The sequence below is a fragment of the Edaphobacter sp. 4G125 genome (genome assembly GCF_014274685.1).
Lineage (GTDB): Bacteria > Acidobacteriota > Terriglobia > Terriglobales > Acidobacteriaceae > Edaphobacter.
This window is the reverse complement of record NZ_CP060393.1, coordinates 2,218,035-2,231,441: the sequence shown is the minus strand read 5'-3', so window position 1 is coordinate 2,231,441 and position 13,407 is coordinate 2,218,035. Positions and strand designations below refer to the sequence as shown.

Sequence of the window (13,407 nt, the reverse complement as noted above, 5' to 3'; positions counted from 1 at the left end):
TTCACATTTTGGAGGGGGAAAACCTTCTTTCGACTTCTCTAGTAAGCAAGCGGGTGGACTCGCACCCCGAAGATAAGATGTTTTCCCTCAGTCTTCCGTTCTGAACCGCAAGCCGATGAAATACCATAAACTTACATTCAACCAAGTTAAAGTTGGTGATTGTAGCGCGGACTGATATTGTGTTCTGCAAATGAGATAACCCCACAGAGGGAACACAGGGACCTGTGATGCAGAACACTCCTCAGATTGGGCAGGACTCGAATTCTTGCTGCATTGCTATATTTTTCTTCGTGGACCGATGTATAGCGAACATTTCTATAAGCCCAAGTTAGACTTCTATGACCTATCAAGCACCGAGCTCCACCTCTGCGGCAGGCTCTGCCGATACGAAATCCAGCTATAACCGCTTTCTTCTCCTCGTTGCAGGACTTGGCGGCCTGCTCTACGGCGTAGATATCGGAATTATTGGCGGAGCACTCCCTTATCTCGAAGCCACCTCGCATCTCAATGCTGGGCAACTTTCCGTCATCGTAGCGGCAGTGCTTCTGGGCAGCGTCTTTTCGACCTTATTTGCCGGATTGCTTGCCGACTGGATGGGGCGAAAGCCTCTCATGATGATCAGTGGATTGGCCTTCGTCGTAAGTATCCCGATCATTGCCTTATCCAATGGTTATGGCCCGCTCTTTTTTGGCCGGCTATTACAGGGGATCAGTGGAGGCTTCATCGGTGTGGTGGTTCCGCTGTATCTAGCCGAATGTTTACCTGCTTCGAATCGCGGAAAAGGTACAGCTGTCTTTCAATGGTTATTGACGCTTGGCATCGTCTCGGCGGCTCTTATCGGGATCTATTACAGCTATCGGGTTGAAGCCATCAGCAAAGTTTCAGACGCTGCTACGATCTTTGCATTCAAAGATCAGGCATGGCGCCATATCTTCTGGGTCTCGCTTCCTCCAGGAATCCTTTTTGTCATCGGCAGCCTGTTTGTCGCCGAATCCCCTCGCTGGCTCTTACTGCGGGGCCGTCGCGAGAAGGCTCTTACTTCCTTACAGCGCTCCCGCGAATCTCATCAGGCAGGGATCGAATTAGAGGAAATGGAACGGATCGCTGCTGCTTCAAAAGCAACCGGTTCAGGGGAAACTTTCAAGGATTCGCTTCTACGCAGAAAATACGTTATTCCTTTTCTGCTGGCATGCATCATTCTGTTCTGCAACACAGCGACTGGCGTGAACTCCATCATCGGCTACAACACCGCCATCCTGCTGCAGAGCGGATTGTCTGACCTGCACGCTCACTGGGGCTATGTTATCTTCACGATCGTCAACTTTTTGATGACGATCGTGGGCATGACTCTGATCGACCGCAAAGGTCGAAAATTCCTGTTTATTGTCGGAACCTCAGGAATTATCGTTTCCCTGATCGGTATTGGCCTGCTCTTTCGGAGCACCGAAAAACTGAACCGGGATTGCCGCGGTGTCGTACAAGCGATGGTGGCACCAGATCAAACTCTCCATCTCTCTTTTACCCCACAAGAGGCAAAACACCTGCTTGAAACAAGTGAGGCTTCGGATAACGCCATCGATAGCAAACGTGCTTCTTTAGCCGTCATCTATTCTTATGGTGACTATACGGCAGAAACCAGTTTTGTTCGATCCGATGATCCGAGTGCCGCTCCCATTCAGATCTCCCGGGAAAGTGCAGTTCCTTCCAACAAAGTTGAAGCTTTCTTTAAAAATCCTTTCGGGAATCTGGATGCGGCACGCACGGCCCCACTCAAAATTGAGCGTGCGCTTGTAGGTGGAGTTCCGAGTTCAGGTCACGGTTGGATGGTTGCGATCGGGCTATATGTCTTTATGTCCTTCTTCGCGATCGGCCCAGGGGTTGGTGTCTGGCTAGCACTTTCGGAGTTGATGCCGACACGCATCCGCTCGAATGGAATGAGTATCGCGCTTGTCATCAACCAGATGGTTTCGACAACACTGGCGGGTATCTTTCTTCCAATGGTCAGCAAGTATGGATATTCGTCGATGTTTTTCCTCTTCGCCGGTTTTACAGTGATTTACTTTACGGTCGTCACCTTCTTCTTGCCGGAGACAAAAGGAAAGACTCTGGAAGAGATTGAACGTTACTTCGAAGGTGAACGAGCTTAACCAGGAAGCTGAAAACTACTTGTAAACAAGTACATACAACCTTCAACGCACGATCTATACTCTATCGGGAGTATAGTTGCTCACCAAATCTGAACTGCACCAGGGGAGAATGACTCATGCATAACGTACAACGAAACCTGGCAACAACTTTCGCGCTGACGACTGTCCTGATTCTCGGTGGCTGCAAAAGTTCCACCCCGGCAGCCCCAGCGAATGAAGCGACTTCGCAGGCAGCACCCGCTGCTCCACCTCCAGCGGACCAATCAGCGGCGGCTACGCCTCCAGCAGCCGCTCCTGCTACAGCGCCTGCACCGGCTCCAGCTCCAGTTGCAGCAGCTCCGGCGCGTAGACCTGCTCCTGCAGCAGCTCCGGCACCGGCTCCAGTTCCTGAACCTGTCAAGCTGACAGTCCCCAGTGGAGCCAGAGTCTCCGCTGTTTTGTCTCAGACTCTGAGCGCAAAGACTGCCAATGTTGGAGATGCCTTTAGTGGAGAATTGTCTTCGGCCCTGTCCACCTCCGGCGGCACGGTGGTCTTCCCCCGTGGAACCCAGGTAGAAGGGACCGTGGTTGCCGCGAAGGGGCGTGGACGCTTCAAGGGTGAGGGCGACCTGGCCATTCAGCTCACCTCAATCGGCGGCCACTCTGTAACGACCAGCGCGTACCTTCGCCAAGAAAAAGGCAAGGGTAAACGGACAGCCGGTATGATTGGCGGCGGAGCCGGCCTGGGTGCCTTGATTGGTGGGCTTGCGGGTGGCGGCAAGGGCGCGGCCATCGGAGCGTTGGCTGGTGGTGGCGCGGGTACGGCAGGCGCAGGCCTGACCGGCAACAAGGACATCGTAATCCCTGCTGAGTCTGTCGTCTCCTTTACGCTCCAGACTCCCATTACCGTAACGAAGTAACTTCTCTACTTCTCCAAAGAGGCGTCCCGTCGCGGACGCCTCTTTTCTTGTCCCGTAAACTGAATTCATGCGCCTGAATCCTGTCTTTCTGCTCTCTGCGACCGATGCCTCTCACTTCCCTACCGAGGCGAAGACGTATGGCGCTCCTGAGGTCGCCTTCCTGGGACGCTCGAATGTAGGCAAATCGTCCTTGATAAATGCGCTGCTCGGATCCAAAGAGGCGCGTGTCTCTTCGACCCCCGGCAGAACGCGGGCGATCAACTTTTTCGCTCTGCATGAGGTCCACGGAGGACGCCAGAAGGCCGCACCGGCCCTGATCTTTGCTGACCTTCCCGGCTACGGCTATGCAAAGATCTCAAAATCCATCTCGGCGGAGTGGCCGCAGTTTATTGAGCCTTATCTGGCGGAGCGGGAGACCCTGGCGCTCTGCATCTGCCTGGTGGACACCAATATCCCCCCTCAGGAGAGCGATCACCAACTGATCACCTACCTGAAACAGATTCAGAGGCCGTTCCTGGTGGTGGGAACGAAGGCTGACAGGCTTTCGAATAATGTGCTCGGAAAAAACATCGCGGCTCTAAAGCGGGAGCATGGGATCGAAGATATCCTTCCGGTTTCGTCGAAGACGAGCAATGGAATCCCAGCTCTGTGGCAATCGATCCAGGGAGTTCTCGAGTAACCCCTCCCCCGCCATATTTGCACAAAGTATTCCAAATACGTGGCTTAGTCTCGTACTTCAACGTTTACAAAGAGCTTCGCAAGCCCATATGGAGCTTTGTCGTAGAACTCATACAAATCTCTCTCTGTTTTCTATTTTAAGCGATAGGCAGGGGAATATCTGCAATTGGTATCTATTTGTTTTTCATAGGCTTATGTTCTTTCGGGGCTTGACAGAGATTGGAAGTGTTCGGAAAGCAAATACAGGGCTTCTTCGTCCTTCGCCTAATGTCTCAATTCTCAGAATGACAACGATGGAAGGGCTACCGTGATGCAAAACCCAAATTCGGAGATCTCTCCACTCCGCTGATGCTTGATAGCGTCAGCTTCGGTCGAAATGACACTTCTGTGAAAGGTCTTATAGTGCCTTCGCTTCTTGTTCCGTTAGCCAGAGGGTTCGTTGCGGTGGTCGCTGTCGCTGAAGGAAGCGCGGAACGGAGGTCAGCCAGCGATAGCGCAGTGCATCCTCTTCCGGAAGAAGCGAGAGCGCCCTGGTGTCGAACTCTCGCAAGGCCAACGGAGTATCAAAACGAAAGGTGTGGGATTGCCAGTCATTCTGACGCAGAAAGGGGTCAAGGATGGTTTCGCTGTGGAGAAATCCTGAAGGCGCAGATTGATCCTCGCGAAAGTGGAGCAGTTTGGCCCCGAGAGCCTGAAAGTGCTGTGCGCTTTGCATGATTCTGGGATCTTCAGGAAGCGACGAAGAAAAAAGCTGAGGAGCAAGGCCGCGGGCGACGCTTTCCTCGAGTACAGCAAACGGATCGGCATTGAGGGCGACAGAGAGCGGAGCTTGTTTACGCACCTCGTTCTTCATGGCACGGATGGCCTCGTCCAGAGTGGTGACGACGAAGTCGGCTGCTCCACTGCGAACAATCTCCCGAAGATGATTAGGGTTGTTGTCGACTGAGAGAGAGACGGCTCCCGCGATATCGGCCGCAATGGAGAGTGCAGCCCCCCAGGAGTCGAGTCCGAGGGAGAGAATGAAAGAGCCTCCCCAGTCGGAACGGATCTGGGCAAGGGCTGTGTAGATGTGGAGGATACGGGGCTGAACGGGATCGGTCACTCGAAGAAGATCGTACCGCAGGATGGGGCTGAGGTGTCTTTCGATGTGACATCCTGCAACCCCACACATGCTTCGCATGTATGGGGCATCCCAGATGCCTACTGAAAATGCGGGGATTTCTCGACTTCGCCGCTCCGCAGCTTCGCTCGAAATGACACTCCAAGGCGGATAATCCGAGCACGAATTCTTCCTTTTGAGAAGAAATAGGTACTAAAGTTTTGGCGCAAAGCCGCCGATGAATCCCATGAGTCAGGAGAACAAGATGAGCTACACCAATGGAATTGGCGATTGGAAACAGATTCAGAATCCGATCGCTCCCGCATCCACCACAGAGGTCCAGAAGGGCAATCCGGCCAAAGCAGCAGAGTCGCAGAAGATAGCTTCGCCCCACACGGATAAGGCTCAACTGAGCCCTGCCAGCGAGCTGCTGGCAAATGGAGTGGAGGGATCGGATGTACGGGGCTCAAAAGTAGAAGCTCTGCAGAAGGCGATTGCCGATGGAAGCTATAAGGTCTCCTCTGGGGATGTCGCCGACAAGATCATTCAATCGCTGCTGGGTTCGTAATGGCAACCGCAGAAGAGGCAATCGCAGGTGTTCTAGAAGAAACCATCGAAGCACTTACCAGCCTCGATCTTGAGCGACTTATTTTGCTCGAAGAGCGGACGCTTCAACTTGTGGCCTCAGGAGCTGAGATTCATCCTACCTTCTCCCTTCTGGAGAAGCGGGCGGTGCTGAAATACACCCTGGAAGAGACGCGCACAAACCTTGATGCGCTGGAACGACTGCGTTCAGGAAAGGAACAAGAGAGATGGGAACTCTGACATCGTTGATGGGACTGGCGCAACAAGCATTGATGGCAAACCAGGCGGCGCTGAACGTCATCTCAAACAACGTCGCCAACCAGAACACGCCTGGCTACACGCGGCAAGTCGTCAACCTGCAACAAAATGATAGCGTTACGATTGGGAATCGTAATGTCGGCGGCGGAGTCAGCGCAGGACAGGCAGTCTCGCAACGCGACCGGATACTGGAGCAGCGCGTACAACAACAGACCCAGGTGCAGGCCCAAAGCCAGGCCTTACAGAATGCACTCAACCAAGTGCAGAACATCTTTGGGTTGAGCTCGACCACAACCTCGGCCAGCTCAACTCAGCTGGGTTCGGCGCTGGACTCGTTTTTCAACGCCGTCTCGTCGCTGACGGCGAACCCCGCGGACATACCGACCCGCCAGAAAGTACTATCGGCGGCTACGAACCTGGTGAGCGCCTTCAATTCAGCGGCAAGCCAGATGGCGGGTGTCTCTTCGAGCCTGGACCAGCAGGTCTCGGGGAATGTGAACAGTATCAATGGCCTGCTGACCACTATCGCCTCTCTGAATCAGAAGATTACAACCATGAGTCCGAACGGTGATGCCGGGGCTCTTGAAGATCAGCGGCAGCAGGCAATTGCCCAGCTCTCGCAGTACGTTGGCCTGAATCAGATCAAGAACGAGAACAATCAGATCACCCTGACCACTACAAATGGCGCGGTGCTGGTCAGTGGCGGCCAAGCCTATAAGATGAGCACGACGCTGGTATCCGGAACCACGCATGTGATGGCCGGCGTTCCCTCAGCGGATGTGACGACCAGCCTGACAGGAGGAGCGCTGGGAGGAGTATTACAGGCCCGAGACCAACTGATTCCGCAGTACCAGAGTGCTCTCGATACGCTGGCCTATCAGATCGGCGCACAGGTGAATCAGATCAATACGCAAGGGCTGGATGCCGATGGCAATCCCGGCCAAGCGATCTTCCAGGTTCTCTCCGGAGCGAACGGAGCCGCAGGCCTTCTGGCGATGGCAACAAACGATCCCAAGGCAATCGCCGCAGCCGCTGTTAGCGAAGGAGTCACGGGGAGCGGAAACGCTCTGCTGCTGGCCGGACTGGCCACGGGAGCGAGCTTTTCAGGAGAGAGTCCTTCGGGATTTCTAGCTGATCTGTTAGGACAGATTGGAAATGCGGCTTCGGCAGCAGCCACCAGTAACACGGCGCAACAGGCGATGCTCTCTCAGCTGACCAGCCAGCGCAATGCCTTGTCGGGAGTATCGCTGGATGAGGAAGCGGCCAACCTGACGAAGTATCAGCGGGCTTACCAGGCGGCTGCCAAGGTCTTTTCAATTACAGACCAGTTGATGACCAGCGCGCTGAATCTTGGGGTGACGACGGCGTTCTCATAGGCAGGGTTTTGCGGCACGGCTTCAGCCGTGCTCTTAAACAAAAACCCGAATCAAGATCAAAGAAGGAACTGGGGCAACCGCTATGAGAGCAGATCCGACGTACTACAACACAGTTGTGCAGGCACTGAATACAGCCATGGGCAACTCGAACAATCTTGCGGCACAACTTTCCAGCGGACTGCGCGTCGGATCGCTGGCCGATGATCCGACAGCGGTCACGCAGAGCTTGCAACTCGGCAGTCACATCAGCCGGATCGATACCTATGTTCAGACGGCATCGGGTGTCGCGTCACGAATGCAGGCGATGGATTCAGCACTGGGCGAGGTAGTCTCAAAGGTAACTTCGGCGATCACACTGGCGATTGGAGCTGCGAATGGGACACTGAACGGTTCGAATCTTCAGGCGATCGCACAGCAGGTCACCTCGATTCGCGATAATGTTCTCTCGTTGGCGAACAGCAGCTATCAGGGAACCTACCTCTTCGCTGGAAGCCAGGGAAAGACAACGCCCTTTAGTATGGACGCGACAACGACTCCCGCGGCAGTGAACTACTCTGGCGATGGCAAGGTACAGACGATCGTTACGCCCGGGGGGCAACAGATTCAAATTAGCCTGCCGGGAACAACAGTCTTCGGATCGGGGAGCACAGGGATTCTGGCAGTGATGAATCAGCTGATCGCAGACCTGACAAGCGGCGCTCCAACAGCAAACATTTCAGCGGACAGTTCTGCTTTGACGGATGCACTCGCCAATGTTTCGACCCAACGGAGCTTTTTGAATAACTCGCTGAACACAGTCCAGTCGACGAGTACCTATGCACAGACTCAGGAGGCGCAGATCAAGGTACAGCAGAGTGCGCTGGTTGCATCCGATCCGGCGAAGATCGCGACGGATCTAAAGGCGAATCAGACACAGTATCAGGCACTCCTGAGCGTGGTGACCGTCCTGCAACAGACCAATCTGTTTGATTATCTGAAGTAGATTACTTGGGCTGTAATTGCTCGAGCGCCTTGCGAGCCTGTTTGATCTTCAAACCGTCGGGGTCAAGTTTTAGATACTCGTTGTACTCCGCGATAGCCTGATCACGTTTGTTGAGCTTTTCCGCGACATGCGCCAATGCAAAATGGGTGTAAGGATCGTCAGGTTGATACTTCACCGCATCTTGCGCGCGAAGATAAGCGGCGTTCAGATTGCCTGCGTTTTCGTAAAATTTAGAAACCTTCAGGTCCTCTGCGGCGCGTTCTTCGTCGCTCTGGAGTTTTTCCACCTTCGGCAGACGTCGGCGCACAGCAGCCTTCGGATTGTCTCCTTTGTCGTCCAAAGGAGGCTTGTCTGCATCGGGTGAAGGAGCGTTGGGATCGTCGGCACTGGAAGATGAACTGCTCGATGAACTGGAACTGCTGTTGGGCTCTGAGCCGGGCATAGGCGGAGCCGAACTGGGAAAAGGGAATTTGTCAGCGGCGGAGGGCTGTTTGCCGCTTGGTGCGGGAGCGTCGGGTGAGTTGGGCTGCGTCGTAGGTTTCTGCGGGGTAGATTCGCCAGGGAACGGGAAGCGCTCTCCAACAGATGGCTCCTTGTCAGAGTCAGGAGTACAGGGGGAGCTCTGATCTTTCGTATGGCCGCTCTTATCAGATGACTTACTGCTTCCCTGCTTTGCTGTGGACGCATCCGGCTGACAGGGTGGAGGGGTGCTTGTTTGCGCGTACGCCAGCCCAGCCATCATCAGGATGGCCATGAGCGAAAGAGAGTTGGAAGTACGGCTCATCCTCTTTATGCTACCCAATACGACTTATCCTTAGTGACTTTGACGCTGAAGGGCGAGAGTTTGTTATAGTCAGCACAAGCGGGCAAAGAGAATACTTTTTGGCCCGATCCTATCCATTTTTCAATGAGTTTTCGATGATCCCCGGTTTGATGATTCGCTCTTCGTCCATCCATGCCGCCGGCTGCTATACGGCGCGACGAATCCGCAAAGGAACCCGTGTTGTTCAATATGACGGCCCTCGTTTTACGAAAGACGAAGCCGATGAGAGGTATAAAGACCGATTCATCACCTATTTGTTCAGCACGGGCAATGGGGATGTGATCGATGGTTTCGGGACGGCGATGTTTGTCAATCATTCGTGCGATCCGAACTGCGAGACCGAGCAGATTGGCGATGAAATCTGGATTGTCGCCACCCGCAATATCGAACCCGGCGAAGAGCTGACCTACGAGTACAACCTGCACGACAGCGACGATGATGATGCCGACTGCTATTGTGGGGCAGGAAAGTGCCGTGGAACGATGTTCAGCGAGGATGAGGTGAAACGGCGCACCAGAAAGGCTCGGCGGAAGGCTGGAGCGGCTCGCTCCTAAGCCGGAGAATGGAACGCTACAATAACGAGATGCGGCTTTGTGTCGCCTCTGAATTATGGCCTATCAGGTTTTAGCGAGAAAGTACCGTCCGCAGCGTTTTGCCGATGTCGCGGGGCAGGACCACGTAACCGTGACACTGATGAACGCCCTCACCCAGGGCCGGATTGCGCACGGGTATATCTTCAGCGGACACCGAGGAATCGGAAAGACCACTATTGCCCGCATTCTGGCGATGGCCCTGAATTGCCGGAATGCGATCGGCAGCCCGGAACGTCCTACGGCAGAACCGTGTGAGGTATGCGAGTCCTGCGTGGAGATCCGCGCAGGAAATGCGGTAGATGTAATTGAGATCGACGCGGCCACGAACCGCGGTATCGATGAGATTCGCGAACTGCGGGACGCGGCAAGGTATCGCCCGGCACGCGACCGCTACAAAATCTACATCCTCGACGAGGCGCACCAGATTACGGATGCCGCCTTCAATGCCCTATTGAAGACTTTGGAGGAGCCACCGGATCACATCGTCTTCATGATGGCTACTACGCAGCCGGAGGACATTCCTCAGACAGTTCGTTCGAGGTGTCAGCACTTCAGCTTTCATGCGGTAAAACTGGTCGATATTCTGGCACAGCTTCGCGGCATTGCAGAAAAAGAAGGTGTAGTAGCCGATGAAGCGGCTTTAGCTCTGCTGGCTGAAGCAGGCGATGGTTCCATGCGCGATGCGCTTTCGATCATGGACCAGGCGATTGCCAGCGCTCCGCTTGAAGATGGACGGCCGAGGCTGGATGTTCTGCAGATTCGCGATCTGATGGGGACAGTGCCGAACGCGGTGTTTGAACGCGTTCTGGAGGGGGTAAACGGTAATCGCAGCGCCGAGGTCATTACCGTCGCCAATGAACTGCTGGACGCCGGCAACAGCCCAGCGCAGTTGGCTCGGCAATTTGTGCGCTACCTGCGGAATTGCCTGATTGCAAAAATTGCCGGGCTTGAACCGGACAATGGCTCGACTGAGCTATTGCAGATCTCTTCCGATGAGCAGCGGCGCGCGGCGCGGTCGGCAGCGCTCTTCTCAGAAGAGGAACTGACACGTTTTTTGCAGGTGATGCTGCGCACGTTCGACGAATTGGGATACCGGCAGGAGCAAAGATTCCACTTCGAGCTGGGACTGATGAAGCTGGTCCATCTACAACGCTTGCTGCCGGTTGAGGAGTTGCTAAGCAAATTTCCAACATCGGGAGGCCCGGGCTCGGGAGGAGGCGCAGAGCGACTTCGTCAACCAACTCCACCTGCTACAAGACCGACGCCGCAGCCAGTCTCCACACCGGTAGCTACGGCCCCTTCGAAGCCAGCGTTTTCGCCATTTGCGGCGGACAATAGCAAAAAGACTACCAGCGAGCCAATCTCCACGCCTCCTCGGGCGATCGCTCCAACGGAGACTCTGCTACAGCCTCATCTGCCACCTGCTCCCGCGCCTGCGGTTTCCATTATGGAGGCCGATCCCATCGCGGAAATTACGGCAGTTGAAGTCGCAGCGGATCTTCTCTCCAAGAAGCCCTCTCCCGCAGCAGCGCTGGAACCAGAGGGCGCACCATCGGCAAAGGTAAATTCGCAAACTCAATCTTCCGGTTCTGCGGAGGATTTGCAGAGATGTTCGATTGAGGCGCTCTCTGGAGCCAAGAGCCAGGGTTCCGCGGCGGATGCGCTTGGCGACGCGGAATGGATGATTGCCGGCGACGAGCTTCGTGTACAGACTGAGCTTTCGAAGACGATGCTGCCGATGGTGATCAACACCGACGCCGACCGCATCGTCCGGGCAGCCTTGCGAGGCGCGGGCGCGGGCCATCTTAAGCTGGTTCTGCTACCCGGAACAGCAAATACCTCAGCCGCTAAAAAGCCAAAACCTGTAAAGAGTGGAAGCGTCCAGGCCAAGGCAATGGAGCATCCTGTGGTGCAACAGGCGCAGCGTTTGTTCAATGCTGAAATTCGTAATGTGATCGACCTGCGCGACAACGATTAGCTTTTCGAAGGATTTGAGTATGGATTTTTCTGATCTCGCAAAAATGAAAGAGATGATGGGGCAGGCGCGCCAAATGCAGGAGCAGATGGAGCGCAAGCTAACCGAAACGATCGTGGAAGCCTCTACTGGAGGCGGCATGGTTACGGTTCGGATGAACGGAAAGAAAGAGGTTTTGCGGCTGAAGATCGAACCCACTGCGGTTGGCAGTGAAGGAAGCGATTTGGAGCTGCTGGAAGACCTGATTGTGGCTGCAATCAACGAGGCAGGCCGACGCGCTGACGAGACAATCAAAACCAGCGTTGCCGGCATGATGGGTGGCCTTAACCTGCCGGGGTTGAGCTAGTGGCACGATTCGCAGAGCCGATGACGCGTCTTATCGATGAGCTGCGCAAGCTGCCTGGTATCGGGACAAAAAGCGCACAACGGTTGGCGTTTCATGTGCTGCGCTCTTCTGCGGAAGATGCGGAGAAGCTCGTCGGCGCGATTCGCGAGGTGAAGGCAAGCCTTCGACTATGCTCGGTATGTAACAACATCACCGACATCGATCCGTGCAGCTATTGCAGTAATGCAGTTCGTGACCATCGCCTGATTTGCGTGGTCGAAGAGCCAACCAATATTGCCACGATTGAAAAGACCCGTAGCTTTGCCGGTGTCTATCACGTGCTGCATGGAACACTCTCCCCCATTGGAGGAGTCGGGCCGGAGCAGCTACGGATTGCCAATCTAATGACGCGACTACCGGAGGTCGAGGAGGTAATTCTTGCAACTTCACCGACAACCGAAGGTGAGGCAACGGCACGCTATCTTGCCGATGAGATTCGCCACGTAGCCCCTCATGTAAAGACCACGCGGATTGCAACGGGGGTTCCCGCAGGGAGCGATATCGAGTACGCCGACGAGATCACGATGTCGCGCGCACTTGAAGGCCGGCGTGAGCTCTAGAGATTCAACAAAAGTTCATCCGAGCATGTTATAAAGCGCTCTATGAGCGAACATCTTAGCCGTCGTGGATTTCTTCGTCAGAGCTTTGCCTTCAGCGCAGTAGCTGGTCTTGGCCTTGGTTCCCTGCCTGCACTTGCCAAACTGCAGGAGAAGAATGCGAAAGGGCTGCAATGGCTCATGGTGGGCGACTGGGGATACGAGAACTTCACTGCTCAGAAGCGGGTGGCGGATGCGATGCAGAATTACGTTCACCAACAACGGTTGAAGCCCGATGCTTTGTTGATGCTCGGTGATAACTGGTATGGGGATCTTGTCGGGGGAGTAGATTCGCCACGCTGGAAGACACAGTTTGAGGAGATGTATCCGCGCTCGGCGTTCGACTGTACGGCATATGCTGTTCTTGGCAACCACGACTATCAGCGCATGCCCGAGAGCAAGGTAGATGCCGAGCTTGCCTATGCGAAGAAAGGCGGGACCCGTTGGACGATGCCTTCTCGCTGGTATAGCTTCGAGTTCCCTGCCGTGAAGCCACTGGTAAAAGTGATCGCACTCGACAGTAATATGCCGCACTCCGTCAAAGGCAAGAATTTTACGCTGACTCCCGAAGAACAGGCCGAACAGCTTCGCTGGCTTAAGGCAGAGCTGGAAAAGCCGCGCACCGCTCCTTACCTCATTGTGATGGCGCATCACCCTGTCTACTCCAATGGACCGCATGGAGATCATCCTGTCCTGATTGCCGACTGGGAGCCGTTGCTCCGCGAACACAAAGTCCATCTTTATCTAGCAGGACATGACCACGACATGCAGCATCTGGAGTTTGACGGTCATCCAACCTCGTTTGTCCTGTCTGGCGGCGGCGGAGCTGACCTTTATACCTTGAAGATCGACGAAGCCCAGCGCGGCCCTTATGCCGCCAAGGTGTATGGCTTCAGTCATCTTCAGATCGCGCCTGACAAACTGACGTTATTGCACTTCGATGAGACAGGACGAACGATCCACGGATTTACCAAAACACCACAGGGCGCGGTCAGTATTTTGGGCTAAACA

14 protein-coding genes are annotated in these 13,407 nt (G+C 54.8%); 12 read left to right on the top strand and 2 right to left on the bottom strand.

Features of this window, described 5'->3' with window-relative positions; genetic code table 11:
• Positions 1 to 338 precede the first annotated feature (338 nt).
• The 3 genes from H7846_RS09350 to yihA all read left to right on the top strand — a co-directional run bounded on the left by H7846_RS09350 (position 339) and on the right by yihA (position 3,725).
• Complete coding sequence (locus tag H7846_RS09350; RefSeq protein ID WP_186691656.1) at positions 339 to 2,147, top strand: MFS transporter; 1,809 nt, start codon at positions 339 to 341, stop codon at positions 2,145 to 2,147.
• A 116-nt stretch (positions 2,148 to 2,263) separates the two neighbouring features.
• A complete protein-coding gene (locus tag H7846_RS09345) occupies positions 2,264 to 3,046 on the top strand; it encodes a hypothetical protein (protein ID WP_186691654.1) in 783 nt (260 codons plus the stop codon).
• 67 nt (positions 3,047 to 3,113) lie between these two features.
• On the top strand, positions 3,114 to 3,725 hold the full coding sequence (gene yihA, locus H7846_RS09340) for a ribosome biogenesis GTP-binding protein YihA/YsxC (protein ID WP_186691652.1): 612 nt from the start codon (positions 3,114 to 3,116) through the stop codon (positions 3,723 to 3,725).
• Between the two features lie 396 nt (positions 3,726 to 4,121).
• On the opposite strand, the gene H7846_RS09335 is transcribed toward yihA, so the two are convergent.
• On the bottom strand, positions 4,122 to 4,904 hold the full coding sequence (locus H7846_RS09335; RefSeq protein ID WP_186691651.1) for a hypothetical protein: 783 nt from the start codon (positions 4,902 to 4,904) through the stop codon (positions 4,122 to 4,124).
• Between the two features lie 184 nt (positions 4,905 to 5,088).
• Between H7846_RS09335 and flgM the strand changes: the two genes are divergently transcribed.
• From flgM to flgL, 4 genes are all read left to right on the top strand, one after another.
• Positions 5,089 to 5,391, top strand: a complete 303-nt coding sequence (gene flgM, locus H7846_RS09330; RefSeq protein ID WP_186691650.1) for a flagellar biosynthesis anti-sigma factor FlgM — start codon at positions 5,089 to 5,091, stop codon at positions 5,389 to 5,391.
• Positions 5,391 to 5,648 carry a hypothetical protein gene (locus H7846_RS09325; RefSeq protein WP_186691649.1) on the top strand — a complete coding sequence of 86 codons (258 nt, stop codon included), beginning with the start codon at positions 5,391 to 5,393 and terminating at the stop codon, positions 5,646 to 5,648. Before flgM ends, H7846_RS09325 begins: the two co-directional genes overlap by 1 nt.
• Positions 5,636 to 7,042, top strand: coding sequence for a flagellar hook-associated protein FlgK (flgK, locus tag H7846_RS09320; protein ID WP_186691648.1), 1,407 nt, complete (start codon positions 5,636 to 5,638; stop codon positions 7,040 to 7,042). The genes H7846_RS09325 and flgK overlap by 13 nt, the downstream gene beginning before the upstream one ends.
• Positions 7,043 to 7,124: 82 nt before the next feature.
• Positions 7,125 to 8,024, top strand: coding sequence for a flagellar hook-associated protein FlgL (gene flgL / locus H7846_RS09315; RefSeq protein ID WP_186691647.1), 900 nt, complete (start codon positions 7,125 to 7,127; stop codon positions 8,022 to 8,024).
• Position 8,025: 1 nt separating this feature from the next.
• Here flgL and H7846_RS09310 read toward each other — a convergent pair whose 3' ends face one another.
• A complete protein-coding gene (locus H7846_RS09310; RefSeq protein WP_186691646.1) occupies positions 8,026 to 8,808 on the bottom strand; it encodes a tetratricopeptide repeat protein in 783 nt (260 codons plus the stop codon).
• Positions 8,809 to 8,906: 98 nt separating this feature from the next.
• Between H7846_RS09310 and H7846_RS09305 the strand changes: the two genes are divergently transcribed.
• Genes H7846_RS09305 through H7846_RS09285 form a run of 5 tightly spaced genes read left to right on the top strand, consistent with a single transcriptional unit; the run spans position 8,907 to position 13,404 of the window.
• A complete protein-coding gene (locus H7846_RS09305; RefSeq protein WP_370561236.1) occupies positions 8,907 to 9,401 on the top strand; it encodes an SET domain-containing protein in 495 nt (164 codons plus the stop codon).
• Between the two features lie 55 nt (positions 9,402 to 9,456).
• The gene (dnaX, locus tag H7846_RS09300; protein ID WP_186691645.1) at positions 9,457 to 11,418 is read left to right on the top strand and encodes a DNA polymerase III subunit gamma/tau; all 1,962 of its coding nucleotides are present in this window, start codon (positions 9,457 to 9,459) and stop codon (positions 11,416 to 11,418) included.
• Between the two features lie 19 nt (positions 11,419 to 11,437).
• Positions 11,438 to 11,761, top strand: a complete 324-nt coding sequence (locus H7846_RS09295) for a YbaB/EbfC family nucleoid-associated protein (RefSeq protein WP_186691643.1) — start codon at positions 11,438 to 11,440, stop codon at positions 11,759 to 11,761.
• Entirely contained in the window at positions 11,761 to 12,360 is a 600-nt protein-coding gene (gene recR, locus H7846_RS09290; RefSeq protein WP_449240076.1) for a recombination mediator RecR, read from the top strand. The genes H7846_RS09295 and recR overlap by 1 nt, the downstream gene beginning before the upstream one ends.
• A gap of 42 nt (positions 12,361 to 12,402) precedes the next feature.
• Complete coding sequence (locus H7846_RS09285) at positions 12,403 to 13,404, top strand: metallophosphoesterase (protein ID WP_186691641.1); 1,002 nt, start codon at positions 12,403 to 12,405, stop codon at positions 13,402 to 13,404.
• Positions 13,405 to 13,407 lie beyond the last annotated feature (3 nt).

What these genes read in the sequence shown, in the direction of transcription:
- H7846_RS09345 (WP_186691654.1), top strand. Translation starts at nt 2,264, where the DNA reads ATGCATAACGTACAACGAAACCTGGCAACAACTTTCGCGCTGACGACT.
- flgK (WP_186691648.1), top strand. Translation starts at nt 5,636, where the DNA reads ATGGGAACTCTGACATCGTTGATGGGACTGGCGCAACAAGCATTGATG.
- dnaX (WP_186691645.1), top strand. Translation starts at nt 9,457, where the DNA reads ATGGCCTATCAGGTTTTAGCGAGAAAGTACCGTCCGCAGCGTTTTGCC.
- flgM (WP_186691650.1), top strand. Translation starts at nt 5,089, where the DNA reads ATGAGCTACACCAATGGAATTGGCGATTGGAAACAGATTCAGAATCCG.
- H7846_RS09310 (WP_186691646.1), bottom strand. Translation starts at nt 8,808, where the DNA reads ATGAGCCGTACTTCCAACTCTCTTTCGCTCATGGCCATCCTGATGATG.
- yihA (WP_186691652.1), top strand. Translation starts at nt 3,114, where the DNA reads ATGCGCCTGAATCCTGTCTTTCTGCTCTCTGCGACCGATGCCTCTCAC.
- H7846_RS09325 (WP_186691649.1), top strand. Translation starts at nt 5,391, where the DNA reads ATGGCAACCGCAGAAGAGGCAATCGCAGGTGTTCTAGAAGAAACCATC.
- H7846_RS09350 (WP_186691656.1), top strand. Translation starts at nt 339, where the DNA reads ATGACCTATCAAGCACCGAGCTCCACCTCTGCGGCAGGCTCTGCCGAT.
- H7846_RS09285 (WP_186691641.1), top strand. Translation starts at nt 12,403, where the DNA reads ATGAGCGAACATCTTAGCCGTCGTGGATTTCTTCGTCAGAGCTTTGCC.
- H7846_RS09335 (WP_186691651.1), bottom strand. Translation starts at nt 4,904, where the DNA reads ATGCGAAGCATGTGTGGGGTTGCAGGATGTCACATCGAAAGACACCTC.
- flgL (WP_186691647.1), top strand. Translation starts at nt 7,125, where the DNA reads ATGAGAGCAGATCCGACGTACTACAACACAGTTGTGCAGGCACTGAAT.
- H7846_RS09295 (WP_186691643.1), top strand. Translation starts at nt 11,438, where the DNA reads ATGGATTTTTCTGATCTCGCAAAAATGAAAGAGATGATGGGGCAGGCG.